The sequence below is a fragment of the Brevirhabdus sp. genome (assembly GCF_052826345.1).
In genome coordinates, this window is record NZ_JBRBUA010000028.1 from 46,698 (window position 1) to 72,202 (window position 25,505).

28 protein-coding genes are annotated in these 25,505 nt (G+C 67.5%); 9 read left to right on the top strand and 19 right to left on the bottom strand.

The window, feature by feature from the left end:
* Positions 1 to 9: 9 nt before the first annotated feature.
* Together treZ and treY are read left to right on the top strand one after the other, a co-directional pair.
* Positions 10 to 1,806, top strand: coding sequence for a malto-oligosyltrehalose trehalohydrolase (gene treZ, locus ACU0BR_RS04310; protein WP_446155618.1), 1,797 nt, complete (start codon positions 10 to 12; stop codon positions 1,804 to 1,806).
* Positions 1,803 to 4,361 carry a malto-oligosyltrehalose synthase gene (gene treY, locus ACU0BR_RS04315; RefSeq protein ID WP_446155619.1) on the top strand — a complete coding sequence of 853 codons (2,559 nt, stop codon included), beginning with the start codon at positions 1,803 to 1,805 and terminating at the stop codon, positions 4,359 to 4,361. Before treZ ends, treY begins: the two co-directional genes overlap by 4 nt.
* A 185-nt stretch (positions 4,362 to 4,546) precedes the next feature.
* Here treY and flhB read toward each other — a convergent pair whose 3' ends face one another.
* The 8 genes from flhB to ACU0BR_RS04355 are packed head-to-tail and all read right to left on the bottom strand — an operon-like array spanning position 4,547 to position 10,901.
* Complete coding sequence (flhB, locus tag ACU0BR_RS04320) at positions 4,547 to 5,671, bottom strand: flagellar biosynthesis protein FlhB (RefSeq protein ID WP_446155620.1); 1,125 nt, start codon at positions 5,669 to 5,671, stop codon at positions 4,547 to 4,549.
* 9 nt (positions 5,672 to 5,680) lie between these two features.
* Complete coding sequence (locus tag ACU0BR_RS04325; protein WP_446155621.1) at positions 5,681 to 6,436, bottom strand: flagellar biosynthetic protein FliR; 756 nt, start codon at positions 6,434 to 6,436, stop codon at positions 5,681 to 5,683.
* Positions 6,437 to 6,439: 3 nt separating this feature from the next.
* Positions 6,440 to 8,527, bottom strand: a complete 2,088-nt coding sequence (flhA, locus tag ACU0BR_RS04330) for a flagellar biosynthesis protein FlhA (protein ID WP_446155622.1) — start codon at positions 8,525 to 8,527, stop codon at positions 6,440 to 6,442.
* Positions 8,524 to 9,405, bottom strand: a complete 882-nt coding sequence (locus ACU0BR_RS04335) for a transglycosylase SLT domain-containing protein (RefSeq protein WP_446155623.1) — start codon at positions 9,403 to 9,405, stop codon at positions 8,524 to 8,526. The genes flhA and ACU0BR_RS04335 overlap by 4 nt, the downstream gene beginning before the upstream one ends.
* Positions 9,405 to 9,674 (bottom strand): flagellar biosynthetic protein FliQ, encoded by a 270-nt coding sequence (locus ACU0BR_RS04340; protein ID WP_446155624.1) that lies wholly within the window; start codon positions 9,672 to 9,674, stop codon positions 9,405 to 9,407. Before ACU0BR_RS04340 ends, ACU0BR_RS04335 begins: the two co-directional genes overlap by 1 nt.
* Positions 9,675 to 9,691: 17 nt before the next feature.
* Positions 9,692 to 10,024, bottom strand: a complete 333-nt coding sequence (locus ACU0BR_RS04345) for a flagellar hook-basal body complex protein FliE (protein WP_446155625.1) — start codon at positions 10,022 to 10,024, stop codon at positions 9,692 to 9,694.
* A gap of 12 nt (positions 10,025 to 10,036) precedes the next feature.
* The gene (gene flgC, locus ACU0BR_RS04350; RefSeq protein ID WP_446155626.1) at positions 10,037 to 10,447 is read right to left on the bottom strand and encodes a flagellar basal body rod protein FlgC; all 411 of its coding nucleotides are present in this window, start codon (positions 10,445 to 10,447) and stop codon (positions 10,037 to 10,039) included.
* Positions 10,448 to 10,505: 58 nt separating this feature from the next.
* Positions 10,506 to 10,901: a flagellar basal body rod protein FlgB gene (locus ACU0BR_RS04355; RefSeq protein WP_446155627.1), complete on the bottom strand. Its 396-nt coding sequence runs from the start codon at positions 10,899 to 10,901 to the stop codon at positions 10,506 to 10,508.
* Between the two features lie 67 nt (positions 10,902 to 10,968).
* Between ACU0BR_RS04355 and fliI the strand changes: the two genes are divergently transcribed.
* Positions 10,969 to 12,375, top strand: a complete 1,407-nt coding sequence (gene fliI / locus ACU0BR_RS04360; RefSeq protein WP_446155628.1) for a flagellar protein export ATPase FliI — start codon at positions 10,969 to 10,971, stop codon at positions 12,373 to 12,375.
* A 203-nt stretch (positions 12,376 to 12,578) separates the two neighbouring features.
* On the opposite strand, the gene ACU0BR_RS04365 is transcribed toward fliI, so the two are convergent.
* From ACU0BR_RS04365 to ACU0BR_RS04380, 4 genes are read right to left on the bottom strand one after another with little or no spacing between them, the layout of a single operon-like run.
* Entirely contained in the window at positions 12,579 to 13,187 is a 609-nt protein-coding gene (locus tag ACU0BR_RS04365; RefSeq protein WP_446155629.1) for a MotE family protein, read from the bottom strand.
* Positions 13,187 to 13,564, bottom strand: coding sequence for a flagellar motor switch protein (locus tag ACU0BR_RS04370; protein WP_446155630.1), 378 nt, complete (start codon positions 13,562 to 13,564; stop codon positions 13,187 to 13,189). Before ACU0BR_RS04370 ends, ACU0BR_RS04365 begins: the two co-directional genes overlap by 1 nt.
* Positions 13,548 to 14,483 (bottom strand): flagellar motor switch protein FliM, encoded by a 936-nt coding sequence (locus ACU0BR_RS04375; RefSeq protein ID WP_446155631.1) that lies wholly within the window; start codon positions 14,481 to 14,483, stop codon positions 13,548 to 13,550. The genes ACU0BR_RS04370 and ACU0BR_RS04375 overlap by 17 nt, the downstream gene beginning before the upstream one ends.
* Positions 14,484 to 14,485: 2 nt before the next feature.
* Entirely contained in the window at positions 14,486 to 15,031 is a 546-nt protein-coding gene (locus ACU0BR_RS04380; protein ID WP_446155632.1) for a flagellar basal body-associated FliL family protein, read from the bottom strand.
* A gap of 148 nt (positions 15,032 to 15,179) precedes the next feature.
* Between ACU0BR_RS04380 and fliF the strand changes: the two genes are divergently transcribed.
* From fliF to ACU0BR_RS04405, 5 genes are read left to right on the top strand one after another with little or no spacing between them, the layout of a single operon-like run.
* Entirely contained in the window at positions 15,180 to 16,883 is a 1,704-nt protein-coding gene (gene fliF / locus ACU0BR_RS04385; protein ID WP_446155633.1) for a flagellar basal-body MS-ring/collar protein FliF, read from the top strand.
* A gap of 3 nt (positions 16,884 to 16,886) precedes the next feature.
* Positions 16,887 to 17,585 carry a FliH/SctL family protein gene (locus tag ACU0BR_RS04390; RefSeq protein WP_446155634.1) on the top strand — a complete coding sequence of 233 codons (699 nt, stop codon included), beginning with the start codon at positions 16,887 to 16,889 and terminating at the stop codon, positions 17,583 to 17,585.
* 6 nt (positions 17,586 to 17,591) lie between these two features.
* Positions 17,592 to 17,981: a FliM/FliN family flagellar motor switch protein gene (locus tag ACU0BR_RS04395; protein ID WP_446155635.1), complete on the top strand. Its 390-nt coding sequence runs from the start codon at positions 17,592 to 17,594 to the stop codon at positions 17,979 to 17,981.
* On the top strand, positions 17,978 to 18,856 hold the full coding sequence (gene fliP / locus ACU0BR_RS04400) for a flagellar type III secretion system pore protein FliP (protein ID WP_446155636.1): 879 nt from the start codon (positions 17,978 to 17,980) through the stop codon (positions 18,854 to 18,856). Before ACU0BR_RS04395 ends, fliP begins: the two co-directional genes overlap by 4 nt.
* A gap of 25 nt (positions 18,857 to 18,881) precedes the next feature.
* Positions 18,882 to 19,931 carry a flagellar motor switch protein FliG gene (locus tag ACU0BR_RS04405; RefSeq protein ID WP_446155637.1) on the top strand — a complete coding sequence of 350 codons (1,050 nt, stop codon included), beginning with the start codon at positions 18,882 to 18,884 and terminating at the stop codon, positions 19,929 to 19,931.
* Positions 19,932 to 19,935: 4 nt separating this feature from the next.
* Here the strand turns inward: ACU0BR_RS04405 and ACU0BR_RS04410 are convergent, their stop codons facing one another.
* The 7 genes from ACU0BR_RS04410 to ACU0BR_RS04440 all read right to left on the bottom strand — a co-directional run bounded on the left by ACU0BR_RS04410 (position 19,936) and on the right by ACU0BR_RS04440 (position 24,631).
* Positions 19,936 to 20,763: a DUF1217 domain-containing protein gene (locus ACU0BR_RS04410; protein WP_446155638.1), complete on the bottom strand. Its 828-nt coding sequence runs from the start codon at positions 20,761 to 20,763 to the stop codon at positions 19,936 to 19,938.
* Positions 20,760 to 21,251 (bottom strand): flagellar biosynthesis repressor FlbT, encoded by a 492-nt coding sequence (locus ACU0BR_RS04415; RefSeq protein WP_446155639.1) that lies wholly within the window; start codon positions 21,249 to 21,251, stop codon positions 20,760 to 20,762. The genes ACU0BR_RS04410 and ACU0BR_RS04415 overlap by 4 nt, the downstream gene beginning before the upstream one ends.
* Position 21,252: 1 nt before the next feature.
* The gene (locus tag ACU0BR_RS04420; RefSeq protein WP_446155640.1) at positions 21,253 to 21,651 is read right to left on the bottom strand and encodes a flagellar biosynthesis regulator FlaF; all 399 of its coding nucleotides are present in this window, start codon (positions 21,649 to 21,651) and stop codon (positions 21,253 to 21,255) included.
* 161 nt (positions 21,652 to 21,812) lie between these two features.
* Positions 21,813 to 22,661 carry a flagellin N-terminal helical domain-containing protein gene (locus ACU0BR_RS04425; RefSeq protein WP_446155641.1) on the bottom strand — a complete coding sequence of 283 codons (849 nt, stop codon included), beginning with the start codon at positions 22,659 to 22,661 and terminating at the stop codon, positions 21,813 to 21,815.
* Between the two features lie 105 nt (positions 22,662 to 22,766).
* The gene (locus ACU0BR_RS04430) at positions 22,767 to 23,168 is read right to left on the bottom strand and encodes a hypothetical protein (RefSeq protein ID WP_446155642.1); all 402 of its coding nucleotides are present in this window, start codon (positions 23,166 to 23,168) and stop codon (positions 22,767 to 22,769) included.
* Positions 23,165 to 23,497, bottom strand: coding sequence for a rod-binding protein (locus tag ACU0BR_RS04435; protein WP_446155643.1), 333 nt, complete (start codon positions 23,495 to 23,497; stop codon positions 23,165 to 23,167). The genes ACU0BR_RS04430 and ACU0BR_RS04435 overlap by 4 nt, the downstream gene beginning before the upstream one ends.
* A gap of 12 nt (positions 23,498 to 23,509) precedes the next feature.
* Positions 23,510 to 24,631, bottom strand: coding sequence for a flagellar basal body P-ring protein FlgI (locus ACU0BR_RS04440; RefSeq protein WP_446155644.1), 1,122 nt, complete (start codon positions 24,629 to 24,631; stop codon positions 23,510 to 23,512).
* A 161-nt stretch (positions 24,632 to 24,792) separates the two neighbouring features.
* Between ACU0BR_RS04440 and ACU0BR_RS04445 the strand changes: the two genes are divergently transcribed.
* Complete coding sequence (locus ACU0BR_RS04445; protein WP_446155645.1) at positions 24,793 to 25,500, top strand: response regulator transcription factor; 708 nt, start codon at positions 24,793 to 24,795, stop codon at positions 25,498 to 25,500.
* The last annotated feature ends 5 nt before the right edge of the window (positions 25,501 to 25,505 follow it).

Sequence of the window (25,505 nt, forward strand, 5' to 3'; positions counted from 1 at the left end):
GAGGATGCCATGAACACGGACAGACGTTGGCAATGGGGCGCGCAGCTTGACCCGGCGGGGCGCGCGCGGTTTCGCCTGTGGGCGCCGCGGCATGGGGCGATCGCGCTGCGCGCGGGCGGGCGCGACCGCCCGATGCAGGCCGTGGGCGACGATTGGTTCGAGCTGACGACCGACGATCTGGCGGCGGGGACGGACTATGCCTTTGTCCTGCCCGATGGCACCGCGGTGCCCGATCCCGCCGCGCGCGCGCAGTCGGGCGATGTGCATTCGCCCTCGGTGCTGACCGCGCCCGGCGGCTACGACTGGCAGCACCCGCTGCCCGCGCGCGGCTGGGAAGAGGCGGTGATCTATGAACTGCACATCGGCACCTTCACCGAGCAGGGCACCTTTGCCGCGGCGATCGAAAAGCTGGCCGAACTGGCCGAAACCGGCATCACCGCGATCGAACTGATGCCGGTCGCGCAATTCGCGGGCCGGCGCGGCTGGGGCTACGACGGGGTGCTGCTTTACGCCCCGCACAACGCCTATGGCACGCCCGACGAGATGAAGGCGCTGATCGATGCCGCGCATGGGCACGGGATGATGGTGCTGCTCGACGTGGTCTACAATCACTTCGGTCCCGAGGGGAATTACCTGGGCGCCTATGCCAATTTCTTCGACGCGGCGCGGCACACCCCCTGGGGCGGCGCAATCGCTTACGAAGAGCCGCATGTGCGCGCCTTCTTCACCGAAAACGCGCTCTATTGGCTCGATGAGTTCCGGCTCGACGGTCTGCGGCTCGACGCGATCGACCATATCGTCGATCCGTCGGAGCCCGAGCTGCTGGTGGAGCTGGCGCAGATGCTGCGCCGCGAGCTGCCGGACCGGCCGGTGCATCTGACGACCGAGGACAACCGCAACATCACCCGTCTGCACGCGCGCGGCCCGGCTGGCGAGGTGACGCTGCACACCGCCGAATGGAACGATGATTTCCACAACGTGGCGCATGTGATCGCCAGCGGCGAATCCGAGGGCTACTACGTCGAATTCACCCGCAACCACTGGGCGTTGTTCGCCCGCGCCCTGGCCGAAGGGTTTGCCTATCAGGGGCAGGTGTCCCCCCATTCCGGTCGGGCGCGCGGCGTGCCGTCGGCGCATCTGCCGCCGACCGCCTTCGTCGATTTCCTGCAAAACCACGACCAGATCGGCAACCGCGCCTTCGGCGAGCGGCTGATCACCCTGACGCGCGCCGAGCGGCTGCACGCGTTGCAGGCGATCCTGCTGCTGTCGCCGCACATCCCGCTGCTGTTCATGGGCGAGGAGTTCGACGAGCACCGCCCGTTCTGTTTCTTCACCGATTTTCACGGCGAGCTGGCGGATGCCGTGCGCCAGGGGCGACGGGCGGAATTCGCCGATTTCGCCGCCTTCGCGGGCGATCACGACCAGCTTTCCCATATTCCCGACCCCAACGATCCGGACACCTTCGCGGCCTCCAGGCTCGACTGGGCGCGCGCGGCCTCGCCCGAGGGGCGGCAGGCGCGCGCCCGGCTGCGCGATTTGCTGGCGTGCAGGCACCGCCACATCGTGCCGCATCTGCGCGGTGCGGGCGCCGATGCCGGGCGCATCGTGGCCCAGGACGAAGGCGCGGTGTCGATCGACTGGCGCCTGTCGGGCGCGATGCTGCGGCTGCGCACCAATCTTGCCGACGTACCGAACCCGCTGGCCCCCGCGCGCGGGGAGGCGATCTGGGGCGCGGGCGCCGACGCACTGCCCGCCGCGCCCGCGTGCAGCGTACATGTCTTTCTCGATCGCGGAGCCACCGAATGACGACCCACCCCAGGATCGCGACCTACCGGGTCCAGTTCCGCGACGGCATGACCTTCGACAAGGCGGTGGAGGTGGTGCCCTATTTGCAAGGCCTGGGGGTCAGCCACCTCTACGCCTCGCCGATCTTTACCGCGACCGCGGGGTCGACCCATGGCTACGATGTCACCGACTACAACGAGATCGACCCCGCCATCGGCGGGCGCGAGGGGTTCGAGCGGCTGTCGCGCGCGCTGAAGGCTGCAGGCATGGGGCTGATGATCGACATCGTGCCGAACCACATGGCGGCTACGCTCGAAAACGCCTGGTGGCGCGAGGTGGTGGAACAGGGGCAGGCGGCGCCCCATGCCGGGCATTTCGACATCGACTGGTCGCGGCCGCTGACCCTGCCGGTGCTGGGCGAGGGGTTCGACGCGGTGCGGGCCGAGGGCGGCTTCACCCTCGCGCGCGATCGAAAGGACCGGGGGCTGGTGCTGCGCTATTACGACAATGACGTGCCGCTCGCGCCCTCGAGCTATGCGCTGCTGGCCGAGGCCGCGCCCGGCGACGACCGGCTTGCCGCGCTGGCGCGAAACGCACCGCGCGACGGGGCGGCGGCGGCGTTGGCCGCGCTCGACGATCCGGCGGCGCTGGATGCGGTTCTCGCCCGGCTGGGGGGGGACGGCGGGCTGCTGTCGCGCCTGCATGAGGCGCAGCCCTGGCGGTTGACCTATTGGCGCGAGGCGCGGCGCGACCTCAGCTATCGCCGCTTCTTCGAGGTCACCGGGCTGGTCGGCACCCGCGTCGAGGACCCGGCCGTCTTCGACGACATCCACCGGCTGACGCTGGAGCTGCTGCGCGAGGGGCATGTCGATGCCTTGCGCATCGATCATATCGACGGGCTGGCCGACCCGGCGGGCTATCTCGCGCGGCTGCGCGAGGCGGCCGGGGCGGCCAGGGCGGATGTCTGGCTGGTGGTGGAAAAGATCCTCGAAGGACGCGAGGAGATGCCCCAGCACTGGCCGATCGAGGGCACCACGGGCTATGAATTCATCGCCTGCATGGCCGACCTGATGCTGCCGCCCGAAGGGGCCGAGGCGCTGGACGCGACCCACGCCGCGCTTGCGCAGGCCCCGGGGCCGGAGGCGCGGCGCGATGCGGCCAAGCGGCGGATCGTGGAATACAACTTCGCCGGGGAACTGGCGCGGCTGACCGCTCTGCTGGCCGCGCGCGCGCGCGGGGTCGATCCCGCGCTGCTGTCGGAGGCGCTGCGCGAGCTGGCGGTGGCGCTGCCGGTTTACCGCACCTACGGCGATGCGAGCGGCTTTTCCGAGGCGGACCGCGCATTGCTCGACCGGGTGGCCGCGCGCGCGCTGGAAGGCGCGGACCCGCGTGCGCTGAGTGCGGCGCGGCGCGCGCTCGGCGCGGCGGACGCCCATGAGCTGCGCGCCCGGTTCCAGCAGCTGACCGGGCCCGCGATGGCGAAGGCGGTCGAGGATACGCTGTTCTACCGGCACAACGCGGTGCTCGCGGCCAATGAGGTCGGCTGCGATCCGCTGCATCCGCCGGGGGGCGTGGATGCGGTGCATGCGGCGTTCTCGCGCCGCGCGACCTCGCACCCCGAGGCGCTGAACGCCACGTCGACGCATGATACCAAACGCGGCGAGGATGCGCGCGCGCGGCTCTATGCCTTGGCCGAGGCCCCTTCGGAATGGGCGGCGGCCGTGTCGCGCTGGCGCGCTGCCGCGGCCCCCTGGCGCGCGGGCGAGACCCCGGAACCTGCGATCGAATGGGCGATCTACCAGGCGCTTGCCGGGATCTGGCCCGAGGGCGACACCCCGCCCGACGCCGCGACGCTGAAGGCCCTGGCCGGACGGTTCGAGGAGTATCTGGTCAAGCTGCTGCGCGAGGCCAAGCTGCGCAGCGATTGGGAAAACCCCGATGAGGCCTATGAGGGACGTGTCTGCGCCTATGCGCGGCGGCTGCTGTCGCCGGACGCGACCGAGTTTCAGCGCGATTTCACCGCCACGCTGCGCCCCTTTGCGCAGGCGGGGCGCCTCAACAGCCTTGTGCAGACCCTGCTGAAGACCACCGCGCCCGGGGTGCCCGACCTTTACCAAGGGGCGGAGGGGGGCGATTTTTCGCTCGTGGACCCCGACAACCGGCGGCCTGTCGATTACGCCGGGCTGCGCGCGCTGCCGCAGGGCGGCGCGCTGGCCGGGCCCGACGATCTGGCACGCGCGAAGACCGGGCTGCTGCGCCGCGCATTGGCCGAGCGGCAGCGCGCCCCGGCGCTTTACGCGCGCGGCGACTACCGGCCGCTGCCGGTGGAAGGTGCGGGGGCGGACCGGATCTTTGCTTTCGCACGCAGCCATGAGGGGGCGCTGGCCGTCGTCGCGGTGCCGCTCCGCCCGCTGCAACCGCTGGATCAGATCGCCGCGCATCTGGTGCTGCCGGCCGACGCGCCCGCCTTGCGCAATGTGCTGGCCGAAGGCATCGCCGCGCCCGAAGGCACGCGGCTGCTGGATCTCGCGCCGCTGCTCGCGGGCTATCCGGTGGTGTTCCTTGCCTCCGACTGACCGCGCCGCGGACCGGCGACAGGATTGGGCGGGCCGCGATCGGGGCGCGGATACGCGCCCGCCCGAAGCCGCGCGGCAGGGACACGCAACATAATGCGAATTATAGGTTGGAAGCGCATGACCTGAAACGTGCGCCCCCGTGCTCCCTCGACTTCCTCGTCGTGCAAACGCGGCCGAAAGTCGGCTCAATCCTCGCGCAGGACCGATCCGTCTGTCGGCTTGCGCCGGATGTTGCGCTTCAGGTCCATGACGTAGCCGATCACGGCCGCGACCGCTTCCCAATGTTCCAGCGGAATTTGGCGGTCGACCTCGACCGCATCGTAGAGCGCGCGGGCAAGGGGGCGGTTCTCGACCACGGGCACCTCGGCCTCATGTGCCAGCTTGCGGATCTGCGCGGCCATCAGATCGGTGCCCTTGGCGACACAGACGGGCGCCTCGGATTCGCCCGCCTCATAGCGCAGCGCGACGGCGAAATGCGTGGGGTTGGTCAGCACCAGCGTGGCGCGGGGCACCGCCTGCGCGATCCGTTGGCGCGCGCGCGCGCGGCGCATCTCGGCGCGGCGGCCCTTGATCTGGGGGTCGCCCTCGGTATCCTTGTGCTCATCGCGGATATCCTTGATCGACATGCGCTGCTTGCGCCGCCAGTCGAAGCGTTTCCACAAGATGTCGACCAGCGCGATGAAGGCCACCAGGATCAGCGTCGCGACCAGGATCTTCGCCGCCTCGGTCCGGGCGTAGGAGGCGACGGCCTCGGGCAGCAGGCCCTGGGTCTGCCAGATCCGTTGCACCGCCTGCCAGGTGATGCCGAGCGCGATGGCGCCGACGACGAGCACCTTGACCACGCTCTTGACGAATTCCACCAGCGTCTGCGCCGAAAACAGCCGCTTGAGCCCCGCAAACGGTGAGACCTTGCTGAGTTTGGGTTTCAACCGTTCGGCGGCGACGACCACCTCGCCCTGCAGGGCCACGCCGACCAGCGCACCCACGACCATCAACGCCAGCACCGGCGACAGCGTGGCCGCGATGCCGCGCGCGAATTTGAGCCCGATCCCGCCGAGGTCGGCGACACCGCCCTGCCCCTGCCCGATCCCCAGCTGGCCCGCGTTTTCCAGCGCCCCGCGCAGGGTGCCGACCAGCTGCGCGCCGACGGCGGGCATGACATAGGCCACGATCGCGAACAGCGACAGCACCGACATCAGGTTGCCCGCTTCGCGCGAAGAGGCGACATCGCCCTTTTCGCGCGCCTTCTGCAACTTGCGCTCGGTCGGTTCCTCGGTCTTGTTCTGCTTGTCTTCGGTATCCTCGGCCATGCCCGCCCTTCAGAAAGTCAGCAGCCCCAGCCACTCGGCCAGGGCCTGCGTGAACCCACGCAGCATCATCGGTGCGGAAAACACAAGCACCGTCAGGCCCGCCAGGATCAGCACCGGCGCGGCGACGAAAAAGACCGGCAGGTTGGGCATCATTCGGTTGGCCAGCCCCAGCCCGAGGTTCAGCAGCAGGCCCATCACATAGAAGGGCGCGGCGATGGACATGCCCAGATAAAAGCTTTTCGAAACCGCGCGCACGATCTGTTCCGACAGGTCCTGCGGCATGATCCGGCCCGGAGGAAAGACATCGTAGCTCATCAGCATGGCGCGGATGATGAGATGGTGCATGTCGGTGGCGAAGATCAGCGCCACCGCCGCCAGCATCAGCCCGGTGGACACCATCGTCGATCCTTGGAAAGAGCCGATATTGGGCGCAAAGGCGTTCGCCAGCCCGGAAATCAGCCCGACTTGGTAGCCCGCGAATTGCAGGGATGTCAGCAGGATGCGCGCCGTGACGCCGATCCAGACCCCGATGGTGATTTCCAGCGCGAAACTGAGCACCAGCAGCCCCGGCGCGTCCAGCGAAAGCGGCCCCAGCCGGATCGTGGGCGCCAGCGCCAGCGCCAGCAGCAGCGCGGTCGCCAGCCGGTGGCGGGCGGGGATGAACGTCTCGCCGAAGCCGGGGACGAACATCATGAGCGCGCCCAGCCGCGCGAAGATCAGCGCCACGCCCAGAAACTCCGCCGAAAGCAGGGCGCCGAGGTCCATCGCTCAGCCTCCGATCGTGGCGACGGTGCGCAGGGAAACCTTCCGGTGCACCTCGTTGTGCGACATCACCGCCGTCAGCGGGCTGACACGTTCGAGCATCGAGCGCACGAAGCTGCGCACCTCGGGGCTGACCAGCAGCGCGGGCCATTCGTCCTGTTCGGCGTGGCGCTGGATCTCCTTGCGGGCGTCGACGACGAATTCCTGCACGCGCTGCGGCGACATGACGAAATTGCGTTCCTCGCCGTTGATGCGCAGCGCCTCGATGAACTCTTTCTCCCAGGCGCCCGACATGGTGATGACAGGGATATAGCCCTTGGGATCGACCAGCGACTTGCAGATCTGGTTGGCCAGCCGCTTGCGCACGGCCTCGGTGATCGACATCACGTTCGACGTGGTGCGCTTGGCCTCGGCGATGGCTTCGACGATCAGGGGCAGGTTGCGGATCGAAACCCGCTCGGCCAGCAGCGATTGCAGCACATGCTGGATCAGCACCACCGGGGCGCTGCCGGGGATCTCATTGGCCAGCTTCTGGTAGTCGCGGTCCAGCCCCTCGACCAGTTCCTGCGCGGCGCCATAGGTCATCAGCTCGGGCAGATGTTCCTTGACCACCTCGGTCAGATGGGTGGTGATGACGCTTTCGGGGTCCACCACGGTCAGCCCCTCGGCCTCGGCCTGGCGGGCATGTGCAGGGTCGATCCACAGCGCCTCCAGCCCGAAGGTCGGATCGCGTCCGCGCTCGCCGGGAATACTGGTGGCGCCGGGGTTCACGATCATCATGCCGAAGGGGCGAACCTCGCCCCGCGCGACCTCGACCCCCTGCACCAGCAGCGCATAGGTCCGCGCGGGCAGCATCGGTTCGTCCTTGATCCGCACCGAAGGCATGACAAAGCCGAATTCACGCGCAAACAGGTTGCGCAGGCTCTTGATCTTGCCCGCCAGCGCCGCATCGTCGCTGGAAATCAGCGGCACCAGCGCGTCGCCCAGCTCCAGCCGCAGATTGTCCAGCCGCAGCGTCTCGGTGACATTGTCGCTGTCCACCGCGGCGCTGGCTTTCTTTTCGGCCGCCTGCGCGTGTTCGGCCGCGCGGGCGGCGGCGTCGGTGCGGCGCTGCATCACGACGCCCAGCACGGCCATCAGCACGGCCATCGCCGCGAAGATGCCGATTGGAAAGCCGGGCAGCAGCCCGATCGCCAGCAACAGCCCCGCCGCCATGTAGAGCGCCTTGGGAAACCGGGCGAGCTGGCCCAGCACGGCCTCGTTCGCGGCGCCCACCGTGCCGCCCTTGGTCACGATCAGGCCCGCCGCCAGCGACACGATCAGCGCCGGGATCTGCGTGACCAGCCCGTCGCCGATGGTCAGCACGGTATAGTTGTTCGCCGCATCCGACAGGCTCAGCCCGTGCTGCGTGATGCCGATCAGGATGCCGCCCACCACGTTGATCAGCGTGATGATGATCCCCGCCACCGCATCGCCGCGCACGAATTTCGACGCGCCGTCCATCGCGCCGAAAAACCCGCTTTCATCCTCCAGCGTGCGGCGGCGGATGCGGGCCTCGGCCTCGTCGATCAGCCCGGCGCCGAGGTCGGCGTCGATGGCCATCTGCTTGCCCGGCATCGAATCGAGTGAAAACCGCGCCGTCACCTCCGCGATGCGGGTCGAACCCTTGGTGATGACGACGAAGTTGATCACCACCAGAATCGCGAAAACCACGATGCCGATGATGAAACTGCCCGACACCATGAACCGCGAAAACCCCTCGATCACGCCGCCCGCGGCCTGGGTGCCGGTGTGGCCCTCGGCCAGGATCAACCGGGTGGAGGCCACGTTCAGCGACAGCCGCAGCATCGTCACCACCAGCAGTAGCGTCGGGAAGGAGTTGAATTCCAGCGGCCGCGGGATCCACAGCGCCACCATCAGCACCAGCACCGAAAGCGAGATCGACAGCGCAAGCCCGAGGTCCAGGATGATCGGCGGCAGCGGCACGAACAATACCGCCAGCACCGCCGTCACTCCGATGGCGAAGGCCACATCGCGGTTGCCGCCGGGCGTCATCCAGCCCGGTATCCTGAGCGACCCGCCCCGCGCGCTCATCCGTCCGCCCCCGGCATCACGGTCTTGAACATGGGCAGGACCGGACGCAGCGCGCCGCGCCCGGTCAGGCTGCGCACCCCGGCCGGGCCTGCGCCGGCCCGGTTCGCATCGGCCCGCTGTGCGTCCGGGCGCGTCAGCCAGGCGGTCCAGAACGGTCCTTCGGATCGCCGGGGCGTGGCTGCGCGTGGCTTTCTGTCTGGGTTCATATCCTTGCCCGTCCCCGCGCTGGTTCCCGCGGCGATGGCGCGAAAGTTGTCGATCCGGTCATTGGCGATGCGCGCGTTCTTTTCCAGCCGCTCCAGGTAGCCCTGCTGCAAGGCCGGGGTGTTCGAGAAATAGGCCCCTGCCGCCTTGATCCAATCGCCCGTCTTGTCATAGTTGCGCAGCAACAGCCGCGCGGCGTAATCGACGTTCTGCGCCGGGTCGAACCCGTCCGCGACGGTGTCGAACGCGTCGGGGTGCCAGCGCATCGACACCTGCATGCAGCCCAGATCTACCGAAGTGCGCCCCTTGGCGATCTGGCGCGCGACCCAGGCCTCGGCAGAGGCACGATCGGCGAAAAAGCGGCCCTCGCCCTCGGCGTTGGCGACCCAGGGCCAGATCGTCAGCTTGCCCTCGTGCATCCGGCCCGCTTCCTGGATGCCCAGTCCCAGCAGCAGGTTGCCGGGGATCTGATAGCGCAGCTGCGCGCGCAGGATGTTCTGCACGCACACGCCCGAAGGATCGGCGGCGGGGCCCGGGGCCCCACCCTGCGCCGCGCGGGCGGTGGGGGTGCGGGCGGTGGGGGTGTAGAAGCCCGCCCAATCCGCGCGCGCGCCCTGCGCCCCCGACATCGCGGCCGCGAAGGCCAGCGCGGATGCGATCCGTCCCGCGCCCATCAGAAGCTGCCGCTGACGATCAGGTCGAAGACCTGATCCGACAGCCCCTTGACCGAGGAATACATGAACGGGATCAGCACCAGCATCGCCAGAAAGATGGCGACGATCTTGGGCACGAAGGTCAGCGTGACCTCCTGCACCTGGGTCAGCGCCTGAAAGAACGCGACCAGCAGTCCGACGACAAGCGCGATCGCCATGATGGGCCCGGCCGCGTACAGAACGGTCAGAAAGGCGCTCGATACGATCTGATGGGTGTCGGCTTCGTTCACGTCGCGCCCCTTGGCCGTCAGATCGGCATCCGCATGATTTCCTGATAGGCTTCGATCAGCTTGTCGCGCACCGACACCGCGACGCGCACGGTCGATTCCAGTTCCAGCGTCGCCTCCACCACCTGCTGCGTCTCGGCCTTGCCCTGAAGCCCCTGCGTGGCGACGGCCTCCGCCTTGCGGACGGTGTCGATGGCGTCGGCCCCGGCATTGGCCAGCAGCTCGGAAAAGGAAACCTTGCCCGCGGGTTCGGCCTGCGCCATCCCCGCCGTGGCCTCGCCCTGGATATCGCGCGCGCTGCGATAGGCACCGCTTGCCGCCGCGTTGGACACCAGAGAAGTGAATTCCGCCATGACCCGCGCCCCTTACTTCAGCAGGTCCAGAAGCTGGCCGCGCATCCGGCGGCCAGCCTCGAACATGTTCAGATTGGCCTCATAGCTGCGCGAGGCCTCGCGCATGTTGCTCATCTCGAGCATGGTCTGCACGTTGGAGACCTTGACGAAACCGTCCTTGTCGGCGGCCGGATGCGACGGCTCGTACCGCAGTTCGAATTCGGTCGTGTCGCGCGTGATGTCGGCCACCTGCACCCGCGACACGTCACTGTCGCGGTCGACCAGCTCCTCGAAGGAGATCAGCTTGCGGCGATAGGGGTCGGCCCCCGGCGTGGTGCCCGATGACGATGCATTCGCCACGTTCTCGGACACGACCTTCAGCCGTTCGCCCTGGGCGCGCATGCCGCTGGCGGCGACCGAGAGTATGGATTTGAGCGGGTCCATGGGAATGCCTTTCCTGTTCGGGCCCAGTCCGGCCCCAGTCCGAAGCCGGGCGCGAAGCCTAGCGCGTGCCGGTCACCGCGAGGGTCAGCAGATCGTGCCCCTTGCGGTAAAGCTCCGCCGCCATGCGGTAATTCTCGCTGATGTCGGCGGATTTGATGGTCTGCTCCTCCAGCATCACGGTATTGCCGTTCAGGCTGGAATCGCGCACGGTCGGGTCCGTCTGCACCCGCACGCCCTGCGTCGTGTTCAGCCCGCCCAGATGCTTGGAGTTGGTCACCTGAAGCCCCGAGCCGCGCGCCCCGTCGATCATTTCGGCGAAGGGGCTGACATCCTTGGCCTTGAAATTGGGCGTATCCGCATTCGCGATGTTCTCCGACACGACGGCCTGCCGCCGCCCCAGCCATTGCATCCGCTGCGAGGCGATCTGGAAAAAGGACATTTCCGACAGCTTCATGGACAGTTCCCTTTTGCTTTAAACAAGGATAGCATGGATAAAACGCCAATAGCAATGGATAGTGTCCATGCACACAGCCTTTTCAGACCTGACATCTGCCGCCAGATCCATGGATCGCGCGCGTATCCGCGGGCAGGTCCGCGCGGCGCTGGGGCTGGTGCTGACCGTCTCGGGGCTGGAACGCGCGGTCGGCATCGGTGCGCGCTGCGTGGTCGAGGGGCGGCACGGCCCGGTCCCGGCCGAAGTCGTGGGCATCGGCGAGGATGGCACCCGCCTGCTGCCCTTCGGCAGCTGGGACGGCATCATGACCGGCGACACCGTCACCGTCGCGCCGGGCGGCGATGCGATTCGCCCCGATGACGCCTGGATCGGGCGCGTGGTCGATGCGCTGGGGCGGCCGTTGGACGGGCGCGGCACGCTGCACGAGGGGCCGTCGCCCCGGCCGCTGCGCGCGGCCCCGCCGCCCGCCTTTCAGCGCCGCCGGGTGGGCGCGCGCATCGACACCGGGATCAAGGTGATGGACATGTTCACCCCGCTGTGCCGCGGCCAGCGGATGGGGGTGTTTTCAGGCTCCGGCGTTGGCAAGTCGACGTTGATGGCGATGCTGGCGCGCAACGCGGACGCCGATGTGATCGTCGTGGGCCTGGTGGGCGAACGCGGCCGCGAGGTGCAGGATTTCCTGCAAAAGGATCTGGGCGCCGAGGGCATGGCGCGTTCCGTCGTCGTCGTCTCCACCGGGGATGAGCCGCCGCTGATGCGCAGGCAGGCCGCCTGGACCGCGACCGCCATCGCCGAGCATTTCCGCGACGCGGGCAAGCAGGTCCTGCTGCTGGTCGACAGCGTCACCCGCTTTGCCATGGCGCAGCGCGAAATTGGCCTCGCGGGGGGGGAGCCGCCGACCGCCAAGGGCTATCCCCCCACGATCTTTTCCGAACTGCCGCGCATGATGGAACGCGCCGGGCCGGGTCTGGCGACGGGCCCCGGACCGGAAGAGGGCGCGAACGGTGACATCACGGCGCTTTACACCGTGCTGGTCGATGGCGACGACATGGACGATCCGATCGCGGATGCGGTTCGCGGCATCATGGATGGGCATATCGTGCTGGACCGCCGGATCGCGGAACAGGGCCGTTTCCCGGCGGTCAGCCTGCTGCGCTCGATCTCGCGGATGCTGCCCGATTGCCATACGGAGGCCGAATACGCCGTCTACAAGGCCGCGCGCCGGGCCCTCGCCCGCTATTCCGACATGGAGGAGCTGGTGCGCATCGGTGCCTACCGTGAAGGCAGCGACAAGGAGGTCGACGCCGCCGTGCGCTTCTTTCCCCCGATGGAGGCCTTCCTGTCGCAGGGCAAGGGCCAGAGCATGGCCCCCGACCAGAGCTTTGCGCATGTCTATCAGCATCTCGTCGCCGCAGGCGTCCCGATCGAGCTGCCCGTTCCCGCGCCGGGAGCCGACCCCGCGGCGGAGGCGTGATCCGGCGCCGCCCACCGCCAGGCACGCAGGCGCGATCACGCCGTTTTTCCTTGTGAAGGGACGGATTTCGCGGAGGAGCGACACGATCGGCACCGCCACCGAGCGCAGTGTGTCGGCGCTATCGGCGAGGCCGTCGGCGGGCGCAGGCGATGTCGCCGATCAGGGGGCGGCAGAAGGGCGGCAGAGGGCGGGTGCCCCGCCGCTCAAAGCTTGATGTCGTCCAGCCGCTGATCGCCCGGCAGTTTGGAGCGTTCCAGGATGATCTGCGAAATCGCGCGCGCCCGGATCGGGTCGAGCGCGGCCATGATCGGCGCTGCGTCGCGTTCGGCCATGGTGCCCAGCACCATCACGGTGACCTCAAGATCAAGATCGTTCATGATCGCCGCCGCCTGCTTCGGCTTCATGTTGCGGTAAAGCGCGACCAGCCGGTCGACATCGGCGGTCTGGGCCTGGGCGACGCGCTGCAACAGGGTCTCCAGCTCGCCTTTCAGATCGCTCAGCCGCTTGCGTTCCACCGACAGCGTTTCGGCCATCAGGTCCAGTTCCGCGGCGCGGGTGGCAAGCTTTTCCTTCTGCGCCGCCACCAGGTCGCGTTCGGCGCGGATGGATTGCAGCATCTCCTCGGGCGCGGCCTCGCATTGCTGCACGGCGGGGGTGGCCGCGGGCGCCGGAGCGGGCGCGGGGGCGGGGGCGGCAGCCTCGGCCCGACCGAACAGGAGGTCCTGCGCCGCGCTGTCGTTCATGAGCGAGACGCCGATCTTCGCGCCTCCGGCCACCACCAGCGCGGCGACGATCAGGGGAAAGGGGCGCATCATGCCTCCCTGCTGCGGACGGTTTCGAAAAAGCCGCGGACCAGCTCGGATTTGACCGGCATGGAATAGACGCCGCGCGCCTTGGCGCCCGCGGGGGCGCCCGCTTCGGCCTTCGCCTCGGTCGTCGTGCTGCGCGCAGGGTCTGCGCCTGTGGCCGCCGCGCCGGACGCGCCGGGCGCACCCAGGCCGCGGCCCATGCTGCGCAGGGCCGATACCGAGCTTTCGGAACGGTCGACCGCTGCCGAGAAACTGCCGACCATCGGTTCGAGATCGCGCAGCGCGGCCATCATGCCGCGCACCCGGCGGTCGACCACCCAGGCATAGACAAGCGTGCCGATCAGCAGCGCGATGATGGCGACATCAATCAGATAGGTCATGTCCGGGCTCCTCGGTGTCATAGAGTTTTTCGGTCAGTTTCAGCGCGATGCGCCCGTTGTTGCGCTTGCCCACCTCGGCCCGCGCGACGGGTTTGCCGCCGCTGCTCAGCGTCAGCGGCTCGTCGGCCTGCACCGACAATTCCAGCACGGTGCCCGGCACCCAGGCGAGAACCTCCCGCAGGGGCAGGACGGTTTCGCACATCACCGCGTCCAGATGCAGCCCCGTGGTGTTGAGCAGCGCCGTCATCGACGACCGCCACCCCGTGTCGCCGCCCAGCGTGCCGCCGGTAAAGGCCTGCGACAGCACATCTGCGACCGGCTCGAACGCGGCGTTGGGCAGGACGAACACCAGCTCGCCCCGGCGGTTCTCGACCTCCACCTCAAGCACGAAACGCACGGCGGCGCTGTTGGGCGGGGCCAGCAAGAGGGTCTGAGGGTTGGTTTCCAGATGGTTGACCTCAAAGCTGACGGGCGCGATCTTGAGAAAGGCGCGCGACAGCTCGTCCAGCGCCAGTTCGCACAGCTTTTGCCCGATGCGCTTTTCGATGCCGGTCAGGCTGCGGGTCTGGCGGGGCGCGCCTTCGACCTGGCGCCCGCCCATCGTCACCTCGATCACGGCGAACAGCAGGTCGGCCTTGACGATGACCGCGATGGCGCTGGACCATTCCCGCGCGTCGGTGATGGCCACGAGCGCCGGGTCCGGCAAGGTCGAAAGCGCGGATTCGCACGACAGGTAGTCGACCGATTTCAGCTTCACGTCGGTCATCGCGCCGAAATAGGTCTTCAGCGCCGGGGCCAGCGACAGGGCGAACCGCTCGAACACCACTTCCAGCATCGGCATGCGCGCGTAAAAGGCCTTGGCCCTTTCGATGATCAGCTCTTCGACGGAGCGGGTATCGGATGTGCTGGCGTCTGGCATGGCTATTGTATGATGAGATCCGCGATCAAAAGCTCCTGCGGGGCGTCGCTGTCGCTGATCGCGCGCGCGCGGCGCAGAAGCTCGGATTTGAGCCTGACCAGCCCGATAGAGCCTTGCAGGTCCGTCTCGGTCAGCTGGCGCAGGTAGTCCTGAAAGCCGTCGCGGATGAACAGCACCCGCTCGTCGATATTTTCCGCGCCGGGCAGCGTCGCGTCGTAGACCAGCGCCAGGTTCAGCTTGAGAAACCGCGAGGTGCGCCGCCCGCTCAGCGTGTTGGCCGTGATGTTGACGATGATCTCCTTGAAGGGGCGCACCGTCATGCCTGCGGGCGCCTGCCCCTGTCCGGCCCCCTCATCGGCGGGGGTGTCTTCGCTGGCGGGTTCGGCGGTGTCCGCCGGGCTCAGCAGACGCATCGCGCGATCCGGTCCGATCGCCGCGACCAGCCCCCCGGCCAGCGCCGTGGAGCAGATCGCGATCACACCCACGCCCAGCAGGACGCGCCCCGCGAGCGGGCGTCTGGGTGCGGCGGTCTGAACGGCGTCGGCCATGAATCGCTCATCTACGGCGGTTTGATCCTTGCCCCACTATGGGCGAACGCCGTGGGTTTCACAAGTATTAATCCGTATGTTCTTCTTGATACACAAGGATAGTTGTGTTTATTCTTCGGTTAAACTTCTGCAAAGGACGGGCGGGACAGTGCAGGCGATTCTGGATAACCTCAAGGCCCTTGGCCTGCGTCGTCTGGCGGTGCTGGGCGGCACCGGCGTTGCGCTCGTCGCGGCGCTGTTCTTCGGGTTGTCGGTCGCCGTCGCGCCCGATTATGTGTCGCTCTACCGCGATCTCTCGCCCGCCGAGGCGTCGCGGATCGTCGATTCGCTGGAACAGGCGGGGTTTCGCGTGCGCATCGACGGCGGCGGCACCGGCGTCAGCGTCCCGCAGGAGGATATCGCCCGCGCCCGGATGGAACTGGCCAGCATCGGCCTGCCCGGCAAGGGCGCCCCGGGCTGGGAGCTGTTCGACGAAAGCAGCGGGCTGGGCATGAACAGTTTCATGCAGCGGGTGAACCGGCTGCGCGCGCTGGAGGGGGAGCTGGCGCGCTCGATCCAGACGATCGAGAGCGTGGACGCCGCGCGCGTGCATCTGGTCCTGCCCGAGCGTGAGCCCTTCACCCGCGAACGGCCCCGGCCCTCTGCCTCGGTCATCGTGCGTGGACGCGCCACTAGGCCCGTTGGCGTGCGTCAGGCCACCGCGATCCGCGCGCTGGTCGCCGCGGCGGTGCCCGACCTGGCGCCGGGGCAGGTCACGGTGCTGTCCGCCAGTGGCGAGACGATCCTGGGCGAAGACGGCGAAAACGGCGCGGAACGCACGATGCAGAGCCTGCGCGTGGGCATCGAGGACCGGCTGAGCCAGCGCATCTCGGAAATCCTGACGGCGCGGGTCGGGGCGGGCAACGCGCGGGTGCAGGTCAGCGTCGATCTGACATCCGAGCGTCAGGTCGTGCGCGAACAGACCTACGATCCCGACCAGCGCGTCGTCCGTTCCACCGAAACCCGCGAGGAATCCCGCAAGGACCAGAAGCCCGCCAGCGGCGAGGTCGGCGTGGCCAACGACATTCCCGCCGCGCTTGCGGGCAACGGCGGGGGCGGGCAGGCCACCAACGCCTCGACCCGCACCGACGAGATCGTGAACTATGAAATCGGCGGCCGTCAGAGCGAGACCGTCCGCGAACCCGGCGACATCGAAAAGGTCTCGGTCGCGGTTCTGGTGAACGGGATCTACAACGTCCAGCCCGACGGCGCGGTCGACTACCAGGAGCGCCCCGCCGAAGAGCTGGCCCGCCTGGAGGAGCTGGTGCGCACCGCCATCGGCTTTGACAACGCGCGCGGCGACAGCGTCTCGGTCGTCAGCCTGCGCTTCATGGATTACTCGATGGACGTGGGCGAGCCCGTCTCGCGCGGCTTCGGCCAGATCATGGCCGCCAACAGCACGATGATCCTGCGCGGACTGTTCGCGCTGGCGCTGGTTGTGGCGGTGCTGTTTTTCGGCGTGCGCCCCGCGCTGCAACGCCTGCTGGACGCGCCCGACCCCGCGAAGGAGCTGGAAGACGGCACCGCCCCCCTGCCCCAGCTGCGCGCCAATGGCGCCGACGATGCCGCCGCAGATCCCGCGCGTCAGGGCATGGACCCGGCGCAGGACCGGGCGGCGGCGGGCTATGCCCATACCGGCACGATCCTCGACCCGCTGCCCGCAGGAACGCCCGGCGCCCCCGAGATGGTCCGCCTGGCCTCGGTCAGCGGCGGGGTGCATCGCAGCTGGATCAAGGCCGTCAGCGATCTGATCGAGGCGGAGCCCGACGACTCGCTGAAAGTGGTGAAATCCTGGTTGGCGGAGAAGGCCTAGAGAATGCTTTACGTCTTCGAGCGCACCTTCGACAGCGATACCGCGCGCCCCGCCGTCGATCCCGCGACGCAGCCGATCTATACCCGCGCGGAATTCGACGCCGCCGTCGCGCGGGCCCGCGCGGAGGGGGCCGAGGCGGGCCGCACCGCCGGTCGCGACGAGGCCACCGCCGCCATGACCCAGAGCGATGCCGCGCGGGAGCTGTCGGCGCTGGAGGCGATGGCGCCGGTTCTGCGCGATCTTTTCGCCGACCGGGACCGGCACCACCGTGCGCTCGAGGCGCAGCTTTTGCAGTTTCTGCTGACCGTTTTCGATCAGGTCGCGGGCGACGTGATCGGCGCGCTCGCCCCCGGCCAGGCCGAGCGCGAGGCCCGCGGCGCGGTGCGCATGGCGCTCGGCAGCGCGTCGCTGACCATGTTTCTGCCGCCCGAACAGGCCGCGGCCGGTGGCGCGCATGTGCTGCGGATGGCGCGGCTGCACGGTTTCGGCGGCCGCGTCGAGGTGCAGCCCGACCCCGCGCTGTCCCCCGGCGATATCCGCGCCGAATGGGATCACGGGGTCATGGAATACAGCTTCAACGATATCTGCCAGCGAATCCGCGATGCGCTGGCGGCACAACAGGCCGCGCGCGCCGCGCAAGGTCCCGATCGCCCCGCGCCCGGAACCGAAGACGCGCGCGGACAGCAGCAGGCCACGGAGTAGCAGACGATGACCGAAGACACACCCCGACCCGACCCCGCCGAGGGCGAACTGACGTTGGACGAGGCCCCCGGCACACAAGACGGGGCCGCCGATGCGGCCCCGCAGGCGGCGCGCACGACAGGCTCCGCGCAAGGGGAAAACGGCCATAACATCGACGCGATGCTGAACGTGGGGCTGAACGTGCAGGTCGTCCTCGGGCGCACGCGTATGCCGATCGCACAGCTGCTCAAGCTCAGCCGGGGCGCGATCATCGAGCTGGACAAGAACATCGGCCAGCCGGTCGAGGTCGTGATCAACGACCGGCTCGTCGCGCGCGGTGATCTGATCAAGCTGGCGGATGAGCGTATCGGCGTGTCGCTGACGGAAATCGTCAAGGATTACGTGTCCGATCTATGAGATCCCCGCGCGGCATAAGCGGCGGCCCCAGCATCGGCGCCGGAGCGGGCGCGGGCAGGCTTGCGGCGACGGCCCTGCTGTCGGTGCTGCTGGTCGCGCTCGGCACGCTGCCGCTGGCCGCGCAGGATGGCGGCGCCCTGCTGGGGGCGCTCGGCGATGCGCTCAGCAACGCGCCCGCGGGCTCGGACGAACGCGCGACGCTGGCCGGGCGGATGCTCCAGATCATCGCGGCGATCACGGTGCTGTCGCTGGCGCCGGGACTGCTGATCATCATGACGTCGTTCACCCGTTTCGTGATCGTCTTTTCGATGCTGCGTTCGGCGCTGGGTCTGAACCAGACGCCGCCCAATGTGGTGCTGACCTCGATGGCGCTGTTCATGACGTTCTTCGTGATGCAGCCGGTGTTCGAGGATGCCTATGACAGCGGCGTGCAGCCTCTGCTCAACAATGCGATCACCGAGGAGCAGGCGATCGAGCGGATCGGCGCGCCCTTCAAGCTGTTCATGTTCGTCAACACGCGCGAAAAGGATCTGGAACTGTTCCAGGGCTTTGCCGCGCGCGCCGACGGCACCGCGCAATCCGCCCCCGCGCCGCTGCCCGCCACCGCGCAGGAGGCCGGATGGCGCACGCTGGTGCCCGCCTTCATGATCTCGGAACTGCGCCGCGCCTTTTCGATCGGCTTCCTGATCTACCTGCCGTTTCTGGCCATCGACCTGATCGTGGCGTCGATCCTGATGAGCGCGGGCATGATGATGCTGCCGCCGGTGCTCATATCCCTGCCTTTCAAAGTGATTTTCTTCGTGCTGATCGACGGCTGGTACATGCTGGCGGGCAGCCTTCTGGAAAGCTACCTCCCCCTGTCCGGGGGGGGATGACGCAATCGTTCAAGGAGCCCGCCCCATGGCCACAGCAGAGATGCAACGCGCGAATTCCCAGGAAAACGCCCCGCGCCGCCGCCCGATCAGCGGCCCGCAAAAGGCCGCGATCCTGTTTTTGTGCCTGGGCGAGAAGCGCGGATCGAGCCTGATGCAGCAGCTCGACACCGAAGAGATCCAGCACATCACCCGCGCGATGTCCGGGCTGGGCGCGATTTCCGCCGAGGCCGTCGAGGAGGTGATGAGCGGCTTCAGCGAAGAGGTGACCAACGGCAGCGGCGTGCACGGCTCCTTCACCGCGGCGGAAAACCTACTGCGCTCGCTTCTGCCGGAGGATCAGGTGGAAAGCATCCTCAAGGACATCCGCGGCCCGCTGAAGGAACGCGACCTCTGGGCGCGGTTCGGATCGTTGAACGAGAACGTCATCGCGAATTATCTGCGCAATGAGCATGAACAGATCATCGCGGCGATTTTGGGCAACGTCAAAACCGATGTTGCCGCCAAGGTGCTGCCGCTGTTCGGCAAGGAAAAGATGCAGAACGTGGTCGAGCGGATGATCCGCATGGAGGCCGTGCCGCACCACATGATGAAACAGATCGAGGAGACGCTTCAGGCCGATATCATCAACGCGTCCGCCCAGCCCACCAAGACCGAGCTGCACCAGCGCATGGCCGATCTGTTCAACAAGCTCGACCGTACCGAATTCGACGCGCTGAGCGACGGGCTGGAGGATCGCCTGCCGGAGGTCTTCGGCGCGATCAAGCAAAAGATGTTCACCTTCGAGGATCTGGTCAAGATGGACCCGCGCGACCTGGCCAAGGTGATGCGCGGCGTCGCGGGCAATTACCTGCCGACCGCGCTACGCGGGGCCTCGAAAGAGGCGCGCGAGGCGTTTCTTCAGGCCCTGCCCGGCCGGTCGCGCGACATGCTGATCGAAGAGATGGAGACGATGGGCGCCGTGCGGCGCCGCGAGGTGCGCGAGGCCCAGGCGCAGCTGCTCGATTATGCGCGCGTCCTGGCCGAGGAAGACACCATCCGCCTGCCGATCAACGAGGAAGAGGACGAGATGTTCTGATCGCTCAGCGTGTCTTGTAGGCGCTGAAGTTGGACCCCACGACCGCGGTGATGTCGATCACCACGGGCACGAAGCCGCTCGCGGAATTCACCGCGCCCTGCATCAGCTGCACCGCGGCGTTGTTGGAGGAGGCGGTGCCGTCGGTCGCATCGGAAATCGCAACGTAACGCTTGATCAGCTTTTCGACCTCCGCCGGGTCCTTCAGCTTGCTCAGATCGAACTTGCGGTCGATCAGCGCCGCCTGCCGATCGATGTCCAGCCCCGCCGTCTGCGCGGGCATCCCCAGCGCGGTGCGAAAGAACTTCGACAGCGCCGCATCCTTGAGGATGTCGAAAGGCGTCTCGATCGTCGCGGCGGTGCGGCGGAATTCCAGCGCCGTGCCAAGCGTTTCGTTCTGGTCGGCGTTGGAATTGATGTATTGCCGTTCGACGAAGCGGTCGACCATGCGCCCGCGCCAGGCGGTCAGGGCCGTGTTGATGTTGCCGACCCCGTCGGTGCCGAAGCCCATTTCCTTGTAGAGGGCGCGAAACCGCGGGTCGGTCAGCCGGTTCACCAGGGCGTTTGGCTCCTCGATATTGCTTTTGAGGACCTTCTTCATCAGGGCCTTGCCGAAGATCTGATCCTCCAGATCGAAGGCACGCATGACAAAGCCGTAAAGTTCGGGGTCATCGACCAGCTGATCGACTGTCTCCACCGCGCCGATGTTCTTGTTGAAATGCTCGATCGCGCGGGCATTGCGCGCGCTGCTGCGGATCATCTGGGTCTGCGTGTCGCGGGTGGCATCCACCAGTTGCAACGCCAGAAGCGTCGGCATTCCCGTCACCGAAATCATGCGCGGCGCCGTTCGGTCGCGGCCATGGGCGTGGCCGGAGAGGAAGAGGGCGCGGGGGCCTCGGGGGCCTCGGGGGCCGACAGCCAGCTCGGGCCCGGCGTCTCGATGCCCAGCAATTCCCGTTCGCGCCGGATCAGCGGGCGCAGGCAGCGCAGCGCCTGGAACAGCTGATCGGTGCTGACCAGATTGGCGGTCTCGAACACGATCTGGCTGTGGGGCGGCGCGAAGACGCCCACCAGCGCGGCCAGCTGGACCTGTGCCGCCTTGCGCAGATCGTCGTGGTGTTCGGGCTGGATCAACGCCGACTGGATCAGGAAATAAGCGGTGCTGACAGGGCTTGCATCCTCGTAGGGCCGCAGGATGTCGGTCTCGCGGATGATGTCGGCGCGGGTTTCCACGGTGATGGAGCTCTTGCGGCCGCCGTTGCGCATCATGCAGCCGTTGACCACGATGCGCTCGAAGGGCTTGAGGGTCAGGTTGAGCGCCATGTCAGCCCGCGCTGAGCGACGGGCGGCCCGACAGGCCCGACAGAATGCTCTGATTGATGTCGATCAGCCCCGAAAGCCCGGCTTCGCCGCCGCCGACGCGTTCGGACATGCGGTCCACCCAAAGCGAGATGGAGATGAGCTGCGCGCGCAGCGCCGGGGCCAGCGCATTGCCCTCGGCGGCCAGATCGTTGCGCAATGTGGCCCAGAGCTTGCTGTTGTCCCTCAGCGCGCTGCGCAGGCCGGTGGCGAGCACGGCCACACGTTCCTCGCGGCTGCTCGCGGCTTCATAGGCGGGGCGGTGGCGGTTCAACTCTCCGGTGACCCGCGCGAAGACGCGCGCTTCGATCTGCCGGGGGTTTTCGCTTTCGCGAATGGTCCGTTTGTAAGCGTTGACGCTCATGTCATTCTGCCTCGATGTCCCGCGGTCTTCTGACCGGGGTGGTTTTTATGGGACCCGGGCGCGCGCTGCCCCGGAGTGCCGTTCAGGGAGGAAAGGGCGCGAAAAGCGCCCTTTCCAAGGATGAAGCCCGGGATGAAACCCGGCAGGCCGTCGCCGTGGCGTTACCTGAACAGCGACAGGATGTTCTGCGGCGCCTGGTTCGCGATGGAAAGCGATTGCGTGGCCAGCTGCTGCTGCACCTGAAGCGCCTGAAGCTTCGCCGCCTCCTCTTCCATGTTCGCGTCGATCATGCTGCCGACGCCACTGTCGATGCGGTCCGTCAGTTCCGAGAGGAACTGCTTCTGCATGTCGACCGACTTCTCCGCGATACCGAAAGAGGTCGCGGCGGAGATGGCACTGGACAGGTTGGACTCGGCAGTTTTCAGTGCGTTTGACAGCGTCGTCTCGGTGGTGACGCCGGTTGCGTTGGTCGTGATGTCGATCGCGTCGAGTGCGGACTGGATCGCGCCGAGGTTTTGCTGGTTGAACGACACCGTGGTGGTGGTGAACGACCCGCTCGCACCGCGATTGATCCCGGTCACGACCGTAACCGTGGCCGCGCCGTTGACCAGATCGCTGCCGTTGAAGGTCGATTGGTCGATCGTGGTCTGGATGCGGGCCGAAAGCTCGTCCAGTTCGGCCTGCACATCGCTGCGGACCTGCGCGGTGCCGCCCTGCGCGAAGGCGACGCGCTCGACGAATTGCTTGGCCAGATCCACGACCGTTTCCGACCCCAGCCGCGCGGCGGAGATCGAGTTCTTCGACAGGGTCATGCTTTCGTCGATGGCTTTGTAGATGCCGGAATCGCCCTGCAACGTCTCGGAAATCGAGAAATAGGCCGCGTTGTCCATGCTCGACCGGATCTTCAGGCCCGAGCTGATACGCTCCTGCGTGCCGGAAAGATCGTTGTTGATTTGACGCAGGGTCGACAGCGCCGACATGGCGCCGCTGTTGGTGTTGATTGAAGACATTAAAATCTGCTCCGATTTCTATCGTTGGTCTTCGTCTTTCTGACGAAAACGGGGATGCCCGTGACAGGTCAAATTGGAGCGCAGGGTTTCACGAAGGTTAAAGCCTCAGATCGACTGGTCGAGCCGTTGCGGTGTTGCAACACCTTTGTCGTTGCTGCTGCCGTCGGGTCCATAGAGCCCGCGCAGGCTTTGGCGTTCGCGGATGCGTTCGATTTCCCGCGCGACGGCGCCCGTCGCCTCGGTCATCCGCTTGAGCAACGCCAGATCCCGGTGGATCAGCTCGCGCATCTCGCCCAGCCTTTCCCTGAGTTTCTGCGCGGGCGCGTCCTGGCCGCCCACCAGCGCGTCGGGGTCGGTGAAGACGCTTTCGATCTCGGCCAGCAGGCGGGTCTTTTCGGGGTAAAGCTCCTCCACGCGGGCCAGCTTTCCCTGACCGATCGCGGCGATTTCATCGCGCAAGAGCCGCGACAGCCGGTCGACCAGCATCAGTGCCTGCGATTGGGTCATCCGCGCGCCCCCCTGCCGCCTTGCGCCCCGGCGGCCTCGCCATAGGCCGCCAGCGCCTTTTCCACCTGCCGCGCGATGCCCGCGCCGCCCTCGGCCGCCATTTCGCGCCCGAACGCCTCGGCCAGGAAATAGCGCCAGGTCTCGGCCGCCTGCCCGCCGCCCATGTCGCCCATGTCGACCTGCTTGAGCATTTCATCGACCATCTGCGTCAAAAACATCGCCTCGAATTCGCGCGCCGCGCTGGCGGGGGCGTCGGGGGCGGCCTTGCCGGGGCGCGCGGTCTGCGCCTGCGTGACCTGAAGCGCCGCCATATTGCTGCTGATATCCATGTCGCGCGCCCCTCAGATGATTTCCAGATCGGCATAAAGCGCGCCCGCGGCCTTGATCGCCTGCAGGATCGAGATCGTCTCCGTCGCGCCCAGCCCGATGGCGTTCAGCCCGTCGACCAGCCGTTGCAGGCTGACCTGCCCTTCGAGAATGGTGAAATGGCTTTGCGTCTCGTTCACGCGCACGTCGGTGCGCGGCACGACGACGGTGGTGCCGCCGATGGTGATGGGGTTGGGCTGGCTGACCTGCGGCTTTTCGCGCACCGTCACCGTCAGCCCGCCCTGGCTGACCGCCACCCTGTCGATCCGCACGTTCGCGCCGATCACGATGGTGCCCGAACGCGCGTCGATCACCACCTTGGCCGGGGAATCCGGCACGACCAGCAGGTTTTCCACATCCGCCAACACCGCCGGCAGGTAGGTCTTGCCCGGCATCCTGATCTCGATCGTGGTCGGGTCGAGCGCGCGCGCGCTGTTGTCGCCGAGCAGCGCGTCGATCGCCTCGGCCACGCGCACGGCAGTGGTGAAATCGGGGTTGCGCAGGCTCAGCCGGATGCTGTCGAGGTTGTTGAGCTCGAAGGCGACTTCCTTCTCGACCGTGGCGCCGTTTTCGATCCGCGCCACGGTGGGAACCCCTTCGGTGATCGAGGCGGCGTTGCCCTGCGCGGCGAAGCCCGCCACCGCAATCGGCCCCTGCGCGACGGCGTAGACCTCGCCGTCGGCGCCGGTCAGCGGGGTGACGATCAGCGTGCCGCCCCGCAGCGACCCCGCATCGCCCAGCGAAGAGACCACCACGTCAATGGGAGAGCCGAGCCGCGAAAAGGGCGGCAGCATCGCCGTCACCATGACCGCGGCGGTGTTCGTGGTCTTGATCTGCTCATCGCTGAGGTTGCCCACGCCCAGGCGTTCCAACATGCCCTCAATGCTTTTGCGCGTGAAGGGGCTGTTGCGCAGGCTGTCGCCGGTGCCGTTCAGCCCGACGACCAGCCCGTAGCCCACCAGCTGGTTTTCGCGCACCCCCTCGAAGGTGGCGATATCCTTGATGCGCACCTCCGCCACGGCGCCACGCGGGGCCGCGACAAGCCCCAGACAGACAAGCAGCCCGAGGCGAACAAGGATGCCGATGAATTGGCGCATGACGAAAGCCCCCGATCTATACATGAATTAAACGGCATTTGGCGCAAATCATCAACGACTATTTTTAGATTAAACATGTTAATCATGCTCAATACTTGACTATGCATGTTATCCGGTCGATGATCGGGCATTCTTCGCGGTGCGGGATGCAGGGGGCGCGTGTGCATATCTATCTTTACGGACCAGGGGCCGAGAGCCTTGCCGGGGCGCTGGCCGATCTGGAAGCGGACCGCTGGGTGCCCGTCTCCGTCGATGATGATTTCTTCGAACGCGCCTTCGGCCTGATGGAACCGGGCGCGGCCGACACGCCGATCCTGATGGCCGAAAGCGCGCGGACCATGGGTCATATCGCGCGTCTGCGAAAGGGCGGCTGCCGCAATCCGATCCTGGTGCTGCGCCAGGACCGCAATCCCGAAGCCGCCGTCGCGATGCTGGATGCGGGAGCGGACGACGATCTTGTCGCGCCGCTGCGCCCCGGCGAGCTGCGCGCGCGGATCAACGCGATTACCCGGCGCGCGCATGGCCACGCGGCAAGTTCGGTGCAGATCGGCGATGTCACCGCCTATTTCGACGGGCGCGACCCCGATGTCGCGGGCCATCCGATGCGCCTGTCGCAGCGGGAGCTGGCGATTTTCCAGCAGATCGCGCTTGCGTCGCCGCGGATCGTGTCGAAATCGGTGATCTACGACGCGGTCTACGGCATGGCCGAGGCGCAGCCGTTCGACAAGGTGATCGACGTCTACATCTGCCGTATCCGCAAGAAGATCGAGGAAATGTCGCCCGCCGCCGATCCGCATATCCAGACGGTGCGCGGCCGCGGCTACAAGCTGGCGCCCGAACAGGCGGAAATCGCGCGCGCGGCCAGCTGAGGCGC

What these genes read in the sequence shown, in the direction of transcription:
- ACU0BR_RS04345 (WP_446155625.1), bottom strand. Translation starts at nt 10,024, where the DNA reads ATGGCGGAATTCACTTCTCTGGTGTCCAACGCGGCGGCAAGCGGTGCC.
- ACU0BR_RS04425 (WP_446155641.1), bottom strand. Translation starts at nt 22,661, where the DNA reads ATGTCTTCAATCAACACCAACAGCGGCGCCATGTCGGCGCTGTCGACC.
- ACU0BR_RS04415 (WP_446155639.1), bottom strand. Translation starts at nt 21,251, where the DNA reads ATGGCGCTCAACCTGACCCTCAAGCCCTTCGAGCGCATCGTGGTCAAC.
- flgC (WP_446155626.1), bottom strand. Translation starts at nt 10,447, where the DNA reads ATGGACCCGCTCAAATCCATACTCTCGGTCGCCGCCAGCGGCATGCGC.
- ACU0BR_RS04440 (WP_446155644.1), bottom strand. Translation starts at nt 24,631, where the DNA reads ATGCGCCAATTCATCGGCATCCTTGTTCGCCTCGGGCTGCTTGTCTGT.
- ACU0BR_RS04405 (WP_446155637.1), top strand. Translation starts at nt 18,882, where the DNA reads ATGGCCACAGCAGAGATGCAACGCGCGAATTCCCAGGAAAACGCCCCG.
- treY (WP_446155619.1), top strand. Translation starts at nt 1,803, where the DNA reads ATGACGACCCACCCCAGGATCGCGACCTACCGGGTCCAGTTCCGCGAC.
- ACU0BR_RS04435 (WP_446155643.1), bottom strand. Translation starts at nt 23,497, where the DNA reads ATGGATATCAGCAGCAATATGGCGGCGCTTCAGGTCACGCAGGCGCAG.
- flhB (WP_446155620.1), bottom strand. Translation starts at nt 5,671, where the DNA reads ATGGCCGAGGATACCGAAGACAAGCAGAACAAGACCGAGGAACCGACC.
- ACU0BR_RS04380 (WP_446155632.1), bottom strand. Translation starts at nt 15,031, where the DNA reads ATGGCCGACGCCGTTCAGACCGCCGCACCCAGACGCCCGCTCGCGGGG.
- ACU0BR_RS04365 (WP_446155629.1), bottom strand. Translation starts at nt 13,187, where the DNA reads ATGCGCCCCTTTCCCCTGATCGTCGCCGCGCTGGTGGTGGCCGGAGGC.
- ACU0BR_RS04355 (WP_446155627.1), bottom strand. Translation starts at nt 10,901, where the DNA reads ATGAAGCTGTCGGAAATGTCCTTTTTCCAGATCGCCTCGCAGCGGATG.
- ACU0BR_RS04430 (WP_446155642.1), bottom strand. Translation starts at nt 23,168, where the DNA reads ATGACCCAATCGCAGGCACTGATGCTGGTCGACCGGCTGTCGCGGCTC.
- ACU0BR_RS04335 (WP_446155623.1), bottom strand. Translation starts at nt 9,405, where the DNA reads ATGGGCGCGGGACGGATCGCATCCGCGCTGGCCTTCGCGGCCGCGATG.
- flhA (WP_446155622.1), bottom strand. Translation starts at nt 8,527, where the DNA reads ATGAGCGCGCGGGGCGGGTCGCTCAGGATACCGGGCTGGATGACGCCC.
- ACU0BR_RS04390 (WP_446155634.1), top strand. Translation starts at nt 16,887, where the DNA reads ATGCTTTACGTCTTCGAGCGCACCTTCGACAGCGATACCGCGCGCCCC.
- fliI (WP_446155628.1), top strand. Translation starts at nt 10,969, where the DNA reads ATGCACACAGCCTTTTCAGACCTGACATCTGCCGCCAGATCCATGGAT.
- ACU0BR_RS04410 (WP_446155638.1), bottom strand. Translation starts at nt 20,763, where the DNA reads ATGATTTCGGTGACGGGAATGCCGACGCTTCTGGCGTTGCAACTGGTG.
- treZ (WP_446155618.1), top strand. Translation starts at nt 10, where the DNA reads ATGAACACGGACAGACGTTGGCAATGGGGCGCGCAGCTTGACCCGGCG.
- ACU0BR_RS04375 (WP_446155631.1), bottom strand. Translation starts at nt 14,483, where the DNA reads ATGCCAGACGCCAGCACATCCGATACCCGCTCCGTCGAAGAGCTGATC.
- ACU0BR_RS04370 (WP_446155630.1), bottom strand. Translation starts at nt 13,564, where the DNA reads ATGACCTATCTGATTGATGTCGCCATCATCGCGCTGCTGATCGGCACG.
- ACU0BR_RS04395 (WP_446155635.1), top strand. Translation starts at nt 17,592, where the DNA reads ATGACCGAAGACACACCCCGACCCGACCCCGCCGAGGGCGAACTGACG.
- ACU0BR_RS04420 (WP_446155640.1), bottom strand. Translation starts at nt 21,651, where the DNA reads ATGAGCGTCAACGCTTACAAACGGACCATTCGCGAAAGCGAAAACCCC.
- ACU0BR_RS04325 (WP_446155621.1), bottom strand. Translation starts at nt 6,436, where the DNA reads ATGGACCTCGGCGCCCTGCTTTCGGCGGAGTTTCTGGGCGTGGCGCTG.
- fliP (WP_446155636.1), top strand. Translation starts at nt 17,978, where the DNA reads ATGAGATCCCCGCGCGGCATAAGCGGCGGCCCCAGCATCGGCGCCGGA.